The organism is Paenibacillus dendritiformis, assembly GCF_021654795.1.
GTDB lineage: Bacteria > Bacillota > Bacilli > Paenibacillales > Paenibacillaceae > Paenibacillus_B.
The window spans coordinates 698,380-712,544 of record NZ_AP025344.1 but is presented as its reverse complement, the minus strand read 5'-3'; the positions used below and the strand labels follow the sequence as shown (position 1 = coordinate 712,544).

At 56.6% G+C, this 14,165-nt stretch carries 10 protein-coding genes; 1 reads left to right on the top strand and 9 read right to left on the bottom strand.

The window, feature by feature from the left end; all coding sequences use genetic code 11:
* Window positions 1–16: 16 nt before the first annotated feature.
* The 4 genes from L6439_RS03075 to L6439_RS03060 all read right to left on the bottom strand — a co-directional run bounded on the left by L6439_RS03075 (window position 17) and on the right by L6439_RS03060 (window position 4,144).
* Window positions 17–1,690, bottom strand: coding sequence for an extracellular solute-binding protein (locus tag L6439_RS03075; RefSeq protein ID WP_168180965.1), 1,674 nt, complete (start codon window positions 1,688–1,690; stop codon window positions 17–19).
* A gap of 76 nt (window positions 1,691–1,766) precedes the next feature.
* Entirely contained in the window at window positions 1,767–2,657 is an 891-nt protein-coding gene (locus L6439_RS03070; RefSeq protein WP_006677804.1) for a carbohydrate ABC transporter permease, read from the bottom strand.
* A gap of 35 nt (window positions 2,658–2,692) precedes the next feature.
* Entirely contained in the window at window positions 2,693–3,679 is a 987-nt protein-coding gene (locus tag L6439_RS03065; protein ID WP_168180964.1) for an ABC transporter permease, read from the bottom strand.
* Between the two features lie 192 nt (window positions 3,680–3,871).
* Complete coding sequence (locus L6439_RS03060) at window positions 3,872–4,144, bottom strand: hypothetical protein (RefSeq protein ID WP_168180963.1); 273 nt, start codon at window positions 4,142–4,144, stop codon at window positions 3,872–3,874.
* A gap of 254 nt (window positions 4,145–4,398) precedes the next feature.
* Between L6439_RS03060 and L6439_RS03055 the strand changes: the two genes are divergently transcribed.
* On the top strand, window positions 4,399–4,830 hold the full coding sequence (locus L6439_RS03055; RefSeq protein ID WP_213470120.1) for a DUF2935 domain-containing protein: 432 nt from the start codon (window positions 4,399–4,401) through the stop codon (window positions 4,828–4,830).
* A gap of 343 nt (window positions 4,831–5,173) precedes the next feature.
* On the opposite strand, the gene L6439_RS29260 is transcribed toward L6439_RS03055, so the two are convergent.
* The 5 genes from L6439_RS29260 to L6439_RS03035 all read right to left on the bottom strand — a co-directional run bounded on the left by L6439_RS29260 (window position 5,174) and on the right by L6439_RS03035 (window position 14,060).
* The gene (locus L6439_RS29260; protein WP_269155977.1) at window positions 5,174–5,296 is read right to left on the bottom strand and encodes a hypothetical protein; all 123 of its coding nucleotides are present in this window, start codon (window positions 5,294–5,296) and stop codon (window positions 5,174–5,176) included.
* Window positions 5,297–5,425: 129 nt separating this feature from the next.
* Entirely contained in the window at window positions 5,426–6,391 is a 966-nt protein-coding gene (locus L6439_RS03050) for a LacI family DNA-binding transcriptional regulator (protein ID WP_168180961.1), read from the bottom strand.
* Window positions 6,392–6,483: 92 nt separating this feature from the next.
* The gene (locus tag L6439_RS03045) at window positions 6,484–9,846 is read right to left on the bottom strand and encodes a GH36-type glycosyl hydrolase domain-containing protein (RefSeq protein WP_213470118.1); all 3,363 of its coding nucleotides are present in this window, start codon (window positions 9,844–9,846) and stop codon (window positions 6,484–6,486) included.
* Window positions 9,847–9,928: 82 nt separating this feature from the next.
* Window positions 9,929–12,130 carry a glycoside hydrolase family 3 N-terminal domain-containing protein gene (locus L6439_RS03040; RefSeq protein ID WP_213470116.1) on the bottom strand — a complete coding sequence of 734 codons (2,202 nt, stop codon included), beginning with the start codon at window positions 12,128–12,130 and terminating at the stop codon, window positions 9,929–9,931.
* 337 nt (window positions 12,131–12,467) lie between these two features.
* Window positions 12,468–14,060, bottom strand: coding sequence for an extracellular solute-binding protein (locus L6439_RS03035; RefSeq protein WP_168180958.1), 1,593 nt, complete (start codon window positions 14,058–14,060; stop codon window positions 12,468–12,470).
* Between the last annotated feature and the right edge of the window lie 105 nt (window positions 14,061–14,165).

The window sequence follows — 14,165 nt, the reverse complement described above, 5'->3', positions numbered from 1 at the left end:
GGGGGAATGTTTGCTGTTATTTCAAGAACTCTTCCAGCCGCTTCACATTTTCTTCAAAACGGGCCTGCCTGTAAGCTTCTACCTTATCATAACCGCTGGCAGCCCGCTTTTCGATATATTCCTGGAAGATTTGATCGAATTCCTCATCGGACTGGGCCAGCAGCATTTTCGGGAGAGCCTTGCCCCACAGCAGCTTCAGCTTGTTGTTCGCGATGCCTTCCTCCGAATTGCCCGTCGGGTCGAGCAGATCGTATTGCGAGAATCCGACCGTCTTGCCTCGGGTCCAATCCTCCATCTGCTTGAAAGGCTCGACGGCTGGCGGATTCCACTGTATCTGCATATTTGTATCCATCAGCATCCAGAACGTATGCGACGCGCCGTACTGCTTGTCGAAGGCCGTGCGGTCCTTGTTCAGCAGCTCCAGCACCTCCGGCTTGAACTGATCCTTGCCGTCGATCGTATCGTAGGTGACGCCCTTCTCGCCCAGGAACATATCCTTCTGCCCTTCCTCGCTGATGAGATAACTGAGGAAGCGGATGGCGCGCGCCTTATCCTTCACATCCTTCGAGATGAGCGTCACCGTCCAGCCGGAGATGGCCGGGCCGGACAAGGTCGGCGGATCCAGCTTGGAATTGGCCGGGCCGTCGATCGCGATATAGACCGAGTCCGGATCCTTCTCGTACAAGGCCGCTTCCTGCGCGGCGAAGTCGGAACGCTGATACATCATCGCGAAGTACCGGCCCTGCGCGATCTTCTCTTCCATCTGCGGCCGCTTGTCGATGAAGATATCCTTCGCGAGCAGTCCCATCTCGTTCGCCTGGCGGAACGTCTTCAGCCAGGCCGTATATTCCGGATCGGAGGTGCGGTCGTACAGCTTGCCGTCCTTCTCCATCGGAATGGCCAGGAAGTTCTGCAGATACCCTTCGAACGTGTAATTGCCGAATTCCGTAAACTCATGAACCCCGATCGGAATCAGCGGCTGTCCGTTCACTTCCGGGAACTTCTCCTTCGCCGCCTTCAGGGCGTTCAGGAAGCCCTCCGGCGTCCGCATGTCCGGCTTGCCGAGCGCTTCATACATATCTTTGCGCACGACGAAGGTCTGGTTCGACACATATTGATCCCCGAACTTCTGGAAGTCCTTCGGCGAGGAGGACGCGTTCGGGTAGACGTACGTCTTGCCGTCCGGCTGGCGGTACCAGGACAGCTTCGCCGGGTCGGCCGCCTTCACGAAGTACGGATCATACTGCTCCGCCAATTCGTCCAGCGGCAGGACGAGGCCGCCATCCACCATCAGCTTGACGGCATCCTCCCACCAGCCGAGCGTGATGAAGTCGGGAAGCTTGCCGGAGGCGATCATCGTGTTCAGCTTCTCGTTCTCATTGCCCGCCGGCACGATGAAGTTGATATCGACCCCGGTTTTTGTCGTAATATATTGGGATGTCGGATCAACTCCCCATTTGTTCGGGAACCAGGAGAAGTTCAAATACCAATCGAACGTAATCGGCGAAGTGTCCGCCTTCCAGCCCGGTTCATCCGGAGACAGCTTCTGCTGAGCTGCCTCCCCGTCCTTCGGCGCGTCACTGCCCGGGTTGACCGTGTCCGCCCCCTTGGAGGCGCAACCGCCCAGAACCGTCAGCGCCATCGCCAGGATGCTCACCCATAACAGAAGTCGACTGCCGCGCTTGCGCATTGTATCTACCCCTTTTTTTCAAAATATCGTACATGTTCAAAGTCTGGTGCTGCACGATCTCTATCTATTGGTTGGTTCAGCCCTTGATCGAGCCGATCATGAAGCCCTTGACGAAATACTTCTGCAGGAACGGATACACGATGACGATCGGCAGCGTCGTCACGACCATCGTCGCCAGCTTCAGCGATTGCGAGGTGACCGTCTTCGTAATGCCGCTCGGGGCCGCCGCCAGCATCTGGTTCGAGGAGGCTTGGGCGACGACGCGGTACAGGAAGGTCTGAATTGGCTGCAGGTCGGTATTGTTCATGTAGATCATGCCGGTGAAGTAATCATTCCATTGATAGACGCCCTGGAAGAGCGCGATCGTCGCGATGACCGGCATCGATACCGGGATGACGACGCGAACGAAGATCGAGAAATCGCCGGCGCCGTCAATCTTGGCCGCCTCCTGTAGCCCGGCGGGAATCTCCCGGAAGAACGTCATGAAGATAATCAGGTGAAAAAAATTGAACATCGCCGGAATGATATAGACCAGGAAGTTATCCAGCAGCCCGATGTCGCGAATCCATAAGTAGTAAGGAATCAGCCCGCTGCTGAAAAACATGGTGAACGTGCCGATCAAAATATAGAGCTTGCCGCCGATCAGATCTTTGCGGGAGAACGCATAAGCCACCATCGCCGTGAAAAACACATGCGTGGCCGTGCCGATGACCGTCTTGGCTACCGTAATGAGCATCGCCTGCATAATGCCGGGATTCGAGAAGACGGCGGCATAGTTCGAGATGCTGAATTGGCGCGGCCACCAATAGATGCCGCCCCGCATCGCATCGGTGCCGTCATTGAACGAATTGACGAGCACATACCATATCGGGTACAGCGTCAGGAAGCAGATGAACAGCATCATGACGGTATTGACCGCGTCGAACGCCTTCTCGCCGGCCAGCCGCGGCGCGCGTGAGGATGACATGGATTTCCACCGCCTTCTGTCATTGGAATGTGTCGCTAGAATAAGGAAGTGTCATTGATCTTGCGCGAAGCATAGTTCGCCAGCAGCAGCAGGAAGAAGGCAATGACCGACTTCATCAGATTGACTGCCGTCGCATAGGAATACCTGCCGGACACGATGCCGGTCTGGTAGACGAAAATGTCCATAACATTGCTGGCGCTCTCGTTCAGCGAGTTGCGCAGCACCAGGATCTGCTCGAAGTTGGAATTGAGCACGCCGCTGACGGCGAGAATGAGCAGGATCGCAATCGTGGCTTTGATGCTCGGCAGAGTGACGTACCACATCTTCTGGAAGCGTCCCGCGCCGTCGATGGTCGCGGCTTCATACAATTCCGGCGAGACGCCGGAGATGGCCGCCAAGTAAATAATCGCGGACCAGCCGAGCTCCTTCCAGATGTCGGACGCGATAATAATCGACCAGAAATAACCCGGCTCCGCCAGGAAGTTCGTCGGCTCCCGGATCAGCTTCAACCCGAGCAGGATATTGTTGATAACCCCGACATCGGACAGCCAGGTCGCCAGGATGCCCCCCAGAATGACCCACGACAGGAAATGGGGCAAATAAGAGATCGTCTGCACGGCCCGCTTGAAGCGGAACGAACGAAGCTCGTTCAGGAACAAGGCGAATAGAATCGGCAGCGGAAAGCCGATCAGCAGCTTCAACAAGCTGATGCCCAGCGTGTTGGTCAGGACGTTCCACAGATCGTCGTTCTCCAGGAACTCCCGGAAATGATCCAGTCCGACCCAAGGCGCTTCGGCAATCGGGCGGACGATGTTGAAATTTTGGAAGGCAATGATAATGCCGTACATCGGGATATAGTTGAACACAATCATCCAGGCCACGCCCAGGAGCGCCATCAGCTGCAGCGTCTTCTGGACCCCGATCTTCTTCAGCCATTGGCGCCAACGGGAAGGAGGAACCTCGGGCACGAGATGCCGTTCCGTCCGCGAAGCGGCGGGTTCAACGGAAGCGCGCGTCTCCATGTTGTCAACCTCCTCTCTTTGGCCTCCAGCCCATTTTTGTAAGCACTTTCATCTCTCTCTTGCTATTGTAAATCGGATCACTTTCGTCCATAAGGGCTCATATTTCGTATTGGGGGGCTGGTTTTTCGGATCTGGGGCGGGGAAAAGAAAAAAGCAGGCCGCGAACGAATCGCAACCTGCCGCTGGGCATAGTCAAAGCCCTTGTAAGAGGTCGAGCAAAATAAGCCATGCAACAACAAATGAAAATGTGCCAGCAATGTAACATGAGATTTCCCTTGCTTTGTTTTCTTTCTTGAGCCGCAGAATAATTCCCTCATTGATAACGCCAAAAGAGATGCAGAGCAGCATCATGCCCATATACATCGATTTGTTCTCTTTGCTAACAATCGCTGCCCCTCCTAAGAGAATAACCCCGACAATAATCAGATATTTGACAATGACATATCTATTTCGCGCTGCAGGCAAGATCCTGCCTCCTCCCTGATTCAAACTCTTCAACGGACAGTTGCAACAGTCATTTACAATGATACCAAATTTGATCCTCCCCATGCCTAAAGGCAGGGAATTCTAAAGTTGGCTTGAAGGGAATTGCTTCCCGACGATGGAGATGTCGAAGCAAGGCAGGAATCAGGAGGGCTACTATAAGTTTGCCAAGTCATAACCCTAGCGTTTGCCCCATATTGTGAGAAGAGAGCATTCTAAAACAGAGGAGGATAGATATGCAATTTTATTATGGTCAGCAAATGCCACTGCGAGTTTTGGATGAAGCGGAATTTTGGAAAATGCAAGAGAGCGAGCACACAGTTGTCATTCGAGAGGCTCTAACAAATTTGGAGAACCATTATGTGGAGGCTCTAAAACAATGGGAGCAAGCCCTGACGAGAACTCATCAAAACGTCGTGAGTTACGTAGAATCGGTGATTCGCAGTCAATATGTCCCTGCTCAACTTCATCAACAGGTGATCCAGCTTGTGACATACTGCCTAGATGAAAGCATGAAATTTATTGAACTGTGCCGTCAGATTAAAACTCATAGTTCAACTGCTAAGAATAAGCCGATAGCCCAAACTATACTCGATCATATCATTAGGGAATCAGAATACTTTATCGGCATTGGGCGAGTCATTCTATACGGCAACGCTCAGGGCTAAAGACTACTGACTCAAAAGGTAAGCGGTGGAGCTTTTCATTTCGTTATCGAAGCATCCCGTTTGAGCAGATGCCGCATCTTCCCGATTTATCGGTCACGAGGTGCTCGGTAAATTGGCTCCTTGGTCGCCGTCTTTACCAATCTACTGTCGTTTGTTTTCTATAAGATGCCCTCGTCCCCACAAGGTGAGGGTAATTTGGCATCCCTCGCTTTTACATACTCTTCATATGTAATACGCTTATGATCTCTTACCCACCTTCTTACCAGTAGAGAGACTATTTTTTATCTGATCAAAAGTGACTGCTTCCGCTGGGCTATGACTTTGTCCGAAATCCGTCTACTGGTCATTTTGAATCACCCTCCCCGAAGTATTGGTTACCCATTTTTTGGCCGCGCTTGCCAGTTTCCCTGTGAAAAAAACATGGGGTCAGTTCGTCAATAAGCGCTTCAATTTTCTCACGATTCATTTTCGCGTTTCCTCCCTTTGGTACAACATAAAAAGGAAGCGCCCCCTGATAAGCCAAGAGCTTATCGCAAGGCGCTTCCTCGTTTCTCCCTACTTGAATTGGTTCAAACTTAACACTCAGAGAACCCCATCATCCCCAGCCGACGGACTCCCCCTCCACGAGCGTAACGTAAATCCGTTCATGCTCGACCTTTTCCCCGGAAATAATTTTGATGAGCTGCTCCGCGGCCAGCGCGCCCCATTTATGCTTGGAATAATCGATCGTGGCGAGACGCGGCTGCATGTAACGAGTCAGCTCGATATTGTCGAAGCCGATGACATGGATATGCTCGCCGATCCGGTACTCGGTGTCGGCCAGCCGATCGCATAGTCCGATCGCCATGTCGTCATTGAGGCAGAAGACGGCGGCCGGCCCCGTGTATTCCTGGATAATCTGCTCTGCGGCACGCTCCCCGCCGCTTTTCTTGAAATTGCCTGGAATCTCGCTCCATTCCACATCCTCGGCCCGGTTCGCGACCAGCTTCACGGCCTTCATCCGCTGATTGGAGTCGTACGAGCCCTCGGGGCCCGTCACGACGTAAATTTTCTTGTGACCCCGCTCCACCAAATATTCCGTCGCCAGCGTCGCTCCCGCCTTGTTGTCCAGCAGCACCTGATTGATATTCGGATGATCCAGCTCCCGGTCCAGCACGACGATGCGGTGATTGCGGTCCGCATATTGAATCAGTTCTTCGCTTGAGAATGTCTGGTCCAAAATAATGGCGCCGTCGATCATCCGCTCGGGAAGCATGCGATGGGACTGCTTGCCGCTGCACACGATCAGATCATAGCCCTGCGCGTTGCAGACTTCCTTCATTCCGTCGAGAAGCTCTCCGTATACATCCCCCTTGAAGTCCGTCAAGAACACGCCTACGATCTTGGACTCCCTCTTCTTCAATGTTCTTGCGGCAGCATTGGGCACATAGTTCAGTTCTCTGGCAATCGCCAAAATTTTAGCGCTTGTCTCGTCCGTCACTTTGCTGCTGCCGTTAAGAGCATAAGATACCGTTGAAATCGAAACTCCGGCTTTTTTAGCGATATCCTTGATACTAACCACTTGTCCTCGCTCCTCCGTTGGTTCACCAGTCCTTCAATGCATCCATAATAAATGGTAATGTTAACCCTATTGTAGCATCGGCAGCGCCGCCGCTACATCAAGATCTCGACTACGTTCCGATCCGGCTTCATCTCGGCCGCAAAGACGCCCTTCGCCACGCGCAGGCCGCCCTGGCGATACGGATTGGACAGGCGCTCCGCATTCAGCGGCTTCCCGTTCATCACGACGCGGCTGACCGCTCCATCCGCAATGCGATAGATGAAGGTCACCTTCGCCCCGGCGAAGCGGAAGTCGAACCGCATCCCGTCCAACCCGGCCGGCAGCACCGGATCGATCACGAGATCGCCGTTGTCCTGCCGGATGCCAAGCGCATTCGAGATAAGCTGGTTCATGTAGATTCCCGGACCGCTGGAGTAGATTCTCCAGCCTCCCTTCACCGGAACCTGCCCGCCGCGAAGCGCGTCGATACGGGCCTGAGCCTCGTATCTCGTATTGAATTTGCCGTCGGAGCTGCTGAAGTAGGCATTGCTCTGGCGGAGCTCCGCGTTCGGCACGACGTCATGAATGCCGACCGGATTAATCATCTCCAATCCGTTCCATACATCGTCCGCATGCCCCAGCTTCGCCATCGCTTCCACATAGCGGATATGCGCATGCACATATTGCAGCCCGACCTCGCGTCCGAAGTTGGCCGCCTGTTCCGCCCGCTTGAAATGCGTGCTCACGCCGCCGGCGTATTGGGCCGGGCGGTTCATCAGGCGGACGCCGTCCGGGAAGAACAGCTTATCCTTAATGAGGCGGTAATTGGCCTCGGCCTGCTCCGGCCCGACCAATTCCGCGATAATGCTGCGCGTCATCGGCAGCAGCCGGAATTGGATGCCGGTGTCCGTATCCGCCGGATGCAGCATCCGCTTCACATGCTCCGGATCCTCCATATAGAGGAAGCCCGGAATCACCTTCGTGTCCAGCATATACCGGTTGTAGTCCCGCTCGATGCCGGACGCCATCTCCCGCAGCTCGGCCGCAAGCGCTCGCTCCGCCGGATGCAGCGCCCGGGAGAGCTGGTTCAGCGCCTGATACGTCAGCGCGACGGTCCAGCTGCTGACCATATACTTCTTCAGTTGGGCATTCGCCGGCTGGAGCGTGTCGTCCCAGTCCCCGTCCCCGTACGAGGACAGGTGCGTCTCATGCAAGAAATGAGTGCGGATATAATTGATTTCCTTCGCCGCATGCTCCAGTATCGTCGCCGTCCGCTCGGTGAAATCGAACCGGCGCTTGATGGTATAGGGAACCTTTTCCTCCAAAATACTGTAATCCCGGGTAGCCGTCAAATAATCTCCCAGAACTTTCAGCGGCCAGACAATAATGTCGCCGTGGCTCTCCTCCTGCTGGATGGCGAAATACTTGTCAAACATGAACCATTGCGGCCAGTTGCCGTCGTCTTCATATTGATGGGAATAGACCATCTTCAAAATATCCCGCACCTGCCCGTATTTCTGCGTCGCCAGGAAATATTCGACCGGTCCCTGACACACGTCCCGGGTTCCCCAGGCCGCGCCGCCATACTGCTCCAGCCCATGCGGAACCGCATAGTGGACAAGCATGTTATGCGTGTACCACCAAGCCAGGGCATTCACCTTGAAAAGCTCCTCCGCGCTCCCGCCGCCGCGCGACAGCCGGAAGCCGTTCATCGTCTCTCTGAAAAATTCGCGATAGTCCGCAATCTCTTCCTCCATGCCGCGCGAAGCCCGGTCAGGCACCTCTCCGTCCAGCCGCCCTTGAATCGTCAGCGTCCATTCCGGGCTGGCGCCCAGCTCCAGCGTCACGAGCGAAGCGTCGCCGGGACGAACGCCGTCGGCCAGCGCCGTCTCGTCGCCGACGGCGGCGTCCGCGCCATCCACCCACATGCGGTACTGCAGCTTCGGATAGACTCCCGCGCTAAGCGAAGCGGGATCCGCGGAGAAAATCAGCTTGCCCTGGTCATTGGACATCTGCACCGGCAGTTCATACTCATTGACATGCATCGTGACCTGATTGGTCACCAGATACCGGTACGGCTTGCCGCTCTCCGCGCGCACATGCAGGCGCACCTCCGGAGAATCCGCCGCCGTGAAGTTCGTAATGATAAGCATGTCGTCTTCCGTCTTGTAATACCACCGCGCATAGTTGAATCCAAGCTCGAACAGCGATGGCATCGTCAGCAGCCGGTATGTGCCTTCCCGTTCCACGTAAATGCGCTGCCCGGCCGTCTTCGGCACATTGAGCGGGTTGCGGGCGTTGCTCATCATTTTGTTGAAATTCGTGTTCCCGACCACCACATGGGAATTGAACAGCCCGTACATATAGGAAGTGGTCGTCAGGACTTCGGCGCCCAGCTTCAAGCTGCGGCCGCTCATCAAAATATGCCCGTGCGGGCGCTCGACAAGCAGTTCCTTCTCCTTCAGCACGATATGCTCGTACGTGTCCGTGAAGAAGGCCAGCAGCCGCCCTTGCCCGTCGCGCTCCTCCTGGCGAGTTCGGGGGAACCGCGCCTTCACTTCCTCCTCCTTCAGGGAGAGGGTGCGAAGCGGCTCGCCAATCGCCGGCTTCAGGCGGACCGGAGGCAGCTCGCGCAGCGGCGACGCCGCGTCTGCGGCGGCAAGACAGGCCTCCCAGGCCGCTTGCACCTCATCGCCATATTCCAGCTCCGTCACGGCGGCCGCATGATCCGGCTTGAAGAGGCCATAGAATACGAAGCGGGCTTCCCCGCTGAGCCGCACCGGCTGCGATTGAAGGGCCGTATAAGCGAATTCGTACTGATAGATTTCATTGGCCAGCTTGGCTTGGCTTAGGGCTGCCGGGACGTTGGTCTCCTTATAGGAGCGGCCGAAAAATTGGAACCCGTCGGTCGAAAATCCGGCCGCGCCGGTCAGCGCGCCCTGCTGAACGTACGGGAACGCACCGCCCTGCGGCTGGTTCTGGCGCGAGCAGACGACAAAGCCCTTCGCGTCATCCTCGAAGACGGCGTGGTCGATATATTGCGACAGGTACGCTTCATTGTTGCGCACGGCGCCGGGATCGGCGACGCCGATATCCTGGCCGTAGATGACGTCGATCACTGCGCCATCGCCGCGCGCCTCGACGTCCCAGAACCAGACGCCCTGCTTCGTCGGCGCGAACGTCACCCGATACGAGATGCCTTCGGCCGCGCCCTCCCAGACGAGACGGCCTTCGCCGGCGCGAACCGAGCTCCCGGAATGAACGCCGAGCAGCGGGCAGGACCGGATGCCGGATTCCCCATGAATCCGGAGATACAGATTGTTCAAGGACCCGTCAAGCGGGCTTGCCATCAGTTGATTGATCATCGTCCGGCCGCTTACGGCCTGGTACAAATCCCCGCTCTCCCAAAAGGTAAAGCGCAGATCGCCGGCCAGAACCTCAAGCTTGGACGTCTTGGATGTCGTTATCGTTGTCATGTGTGTGTCATTCCTCCCAGCTCTTGCATCGTCAATTGCGTTTCATCTATTGCGAATATTGCGAGAATATCTAATTTCTTCATTAAGTATGGAAAGCGGACGGCAGATTCCGTCTGTTGGACCGGACCAGCTTGAACGTCTGCTCCGCCGTGTCCCGGCTGTTCGGCCCGACATAGACGCGGAACGTCCCCGGATCGCTGGCATAACGCAGATCGGAATGATGGTACCGCAGCTGCTCCTCGGTCACGGTAAATGTCACGGTCTCGCTCTCACCCGGCGCCAGCGCCACCTTCGCATACCCTTTCAGCTCGCGAACCGGACGAACGACATCGCCGGCGACATCGCGGATATAGATCTGCACCGTCTCCACCCCGGATCTTGTGCCCGTGTTCTTCACCCGGACGCTCACGCGGAGCGGCTGTTCCGGCGTCATCTCGCTGCCGGAGAGCGTCACCTCGCCGTATTCGAACGTCGTATAGGACAAGCCGAAGCCGAACGGAAGCAGCGGCTCGTTCGAGCAGTCGATGTACTTGGACACATACCGTTCTTCCGTCTTCGCCGGATCGAGAGGCCGTCCGGTATTGAAATGGTTGTAATAGACCGGCACTTGGCCTGCCGATTGCGGGAACGACATCGTCAGCCGCCCGGACGGATTGACCCGGCCGAGCAGAATATCGGCAATCGCGGCGCCGCCCTCGCTGCCCGGGAACCAGGCCTCCAGCACCGCATCGGCTTCCTCGTATACCCCATGCAGGTCGAGCGGACGGCCGTTGAACAGGACCGCAGCCATCGGCTTGCCCAATGACTTCACCCGCTTCACCAGCTCAAGCTGCGCTTCCGGCAGACGAAGGTTCGTCCGGGAGCCGCCTTCCCCGCTCATCGCCGATTCTTCGCCGAGAGCCAGCACGACGATATCGGCGCCCCGGGCCGCGGCCAGCGCCGCCTCGCATTGCTCCGGCGTCATGCGGTCGATGCCGCAGCCGAGCACGATCTCCAGCATCCCGTCCTGCATCCGCTCGGCCAGCGCGTCACCCAGCTTGACGGCGTCCTCCTTCACGCCGACGCAGGACCACCAGCCCAGAATATCTTCGCTGTTGGCGAATGGCCCGATAAGCGCCGCCTTGGCCCCCGGCCTCAGCGGAAGCACGCCGTCGTTTTTGAGCAGCACGCAGGATTTGGCCGCCAGCTCGTAGGACACCTGACGATGCTCCTCGCAGAAGAGCACCTCGCGTTCCCGCTCCGGATCCGCTCCGCGCAGCGGATTGTCGAACAGCCCCAGCTTCTCCTTCAGCCGCAAAATCCGGAGCACGGCTTCGTCAATAAGCGCTTCGTCGACCAGACCGCTCCGCACGAGCTCCGGCAGATGCCGGACGTAGCACGGGGTCATCATCTCGATATCGACGCCCGCGCGAAGGGCCCGGTACGCGGCTTCGCGATCATCCTCGGCCGCGCCGTGGGCGATCATTTCCCGAATCGACGCCCAGTCGGAGATGACGACGCCGTCGAAGCCCCATTCCTCGCGCAGGATGCCGCGCATCAGCTTCTCATTGCCGGTGGCCGGAATGCCGTCGACCGTGTTGAAGGAGGTCATCGCCATTTCGCAGCCCTCGTCCAGCGCCGCTTGATAGGCCGGCAAATAAGATTCGCGCAGCTGGCGCTCCGACATGTCGACCGTATTGTAGTCGCGTCCGCCTTCCGCCGCGCCGTAAGCGGCGAAATGCTTGACGCAGGCCGCGAGGCGATCGGTATCCTCTTTCAGATTGCCGCCCTGGTAGCCGCGAACGAATGCGCGCGCGAAGAGGCTGTTCAGATACGGGTCTTCCCCGGTCGTCTCCATCACTCTTCCCCAGCGCGGATCGCGCACGAGATCCACCATCGGCGCGAAGGTGACATGGATGCCCGCCGCCGCCGATTCTTTGGCGGCCACCGCCGCGCTCTTCTCCGCCAGGTCCACGTCCCAGGAGCAACCGATCGCGAGCGGAATCGGAAATATCGTCTTAAACCCGTGCACGACATCCGCCATGAACAGCAGCGGAATGCCGAGCCGGCTTTTGCTTAAATAGGATCTCTGCACGTCAATGACCGCTTGCGCGCCCGACAGGCCGAGCACGGATCCGCTGGCGTTCACCATCGCTTCCGTAATCCCCATCTCTTCCATTGGACCGGTCACTTGTCCTTCACTCGCTGCGCCTTCATGAAAATGAGCCGTAAGCTGCAGCAATTGCGCGACTTTCTCTTCCAACGTCATCTGCCGCAGCAGGGCGGTTAATTGCTGATTGTCCATATTCGTTCCTCCATTGCTTCCTTTATAAGGGCGTGTTCATTTTTGCTTCCAGAGTGTAACCGGTGTTCAACCTTGAATCACCGGCAGATGCCTTCTCCTTTCTCAGGAACATGCATAACCGGAATGACAGAGACACAATCATCGGCGTCCAGCACTCCCGTTCATGCGCGAGGGGGGACCCTCCGCCGCGGAGTTATGCACATTCCTCATTCAGAAGAGCTGGACGGTGAAGCGAAGAACCCGGTTGCATGGGACTATCCTGCATACCGGGTTCCATCGACTCGGACCGCTGGCGAACGCCTCAGGCCAACTTCACTTGCAGCAACATTCGTATTTCTTATTGTTTGTTCAGTTCATCCAGAACCGGTTGGACAAGCGGCATTTTACTGTCCACCCATTTCTTCCAGTTCGCTTCCAGATCGCCGTTTTGCAGAATCAGGTTCGTATACTCCGACTCATATGCGAAGGTCGCCTGATTTTTCGCTTTGGAATCGTACAGTTGAACCGTCCAGTCGTACTCGGCCAGCTTGCCTCCTTCTTTGCCGAACTTCGCCTTGTTCTGGTAGTGCAGCACGGCCCGATCACGGTATTCCTTCTTAATCGCCGGGTTGATCATGCTGAAATCGTCGCCCAGGAGGTACAGCCCCTCGAAGCGGCTTGGGTACTTATCTTCCAGAGACGTGCCTTCCGGCAGCAGGCTGACGAGCTCTTTGTTCTCGCTGCGCTTCCAATCCTTGCCTTCGAAGCCCATGTTGAGCAGCATTTGTCCCTCTTGGGACGTCGAATAGTCGAGCAGATCCATGATGCGTTCGAATTTCTCCTCGCTGATGTCCGGCGAGAAAATGAGCGCGGACCAGAAATTGACTTGCTCCAGGTTGCGGTACTTCCCGTCATCGCCCAACAAGATTGCGGAATGGACGAGATCGTCGCTCTCGAGGCCGAGATTTTTCTTCATCGCCTTGTCCACGTCTTGCCGGTACGAAGCGAGACCGCCCAGGCCCGCCACCGCAGCGGTGCCCTTTACACGGAAGTTGTCGCCGCTTTCGCCGCTTTTCCATGTATAAAATTCAGGGTTCAGCAATCCGTCCTTATAGGCTTGCTGCATCAATTTCAGGCCGGCAAGCGTCTCCGGATCGGCAGGCCCCCAGTGGTATTTGCCGTCTTCGCCTTTGTAGAACGCCGATTCGACGCGGGCATGCTCGCTGTTCGGCATAATGATGTACGTCAGCGCGTCGCTTGCGTTAAAGGACAGCGGCACCAGATTCCCGCCAACTTTGCCCGGGTCTTTCTCCTTCACCAGCTTGGCATACTCCATCAGTTCGCTCGTCGTGTACGCATCCTTCAGTTCGAATCCGACCGCTTCCGCCCAGTCTTTGCGCAGCATGACGACCCCCATCTGATTCACCAGCGGATCGGCAGGCTTGTTCTCGTAATAGACTGGCCGCGGCAGCACGTACGTCCCTCCCGTCAGCTCTTCCAGCTTCTCGCCCAGGCCCGTCAGCTTGTAAGCCGCCGCCACGTTCGGCCAGCGCTCCTTCCAGTCATCCGGCAGCTTGTAGAGCAGCCCCTGGTCGATATAGTTCATCGCGTCGCCGTGAATGTAGTTCCAGGTCGCAACGTCAGGCAGGTCGCCGGAGTTGATCCACAGCCGCAGCTTCTCGCCCCAGGAATCCCATTCGATGAAGTTGTAGTCCCAATCGATGTTGAACTTGTCCATCCAGAACTTGTGGAACTCATTGTCGAGCTGGCCGTCTTTGAGCTGAATCGTGCTCGCCACGGAGATGGTCAGCTTGTCCTTGTAGCTTCCGTCGCCCTCCTTCTCATTGCCGCCTTGCGCTTCCTGCTTCGAGCAAGCAGCCACCATCAGCATGACCGCGCATAAGGCGATGGCCAGAACAGATTTTACCGACAGCTTTTGGTTCGTTTTCATTTCATGTCTCCCCCGTGATTTAGATTTTCATTGCAAAAATCTAACTTATGAGTGTTCAAAAAGTTCGGCTTCGTGATCCAAAGCGGACTTTTTGAACGGCCTCTA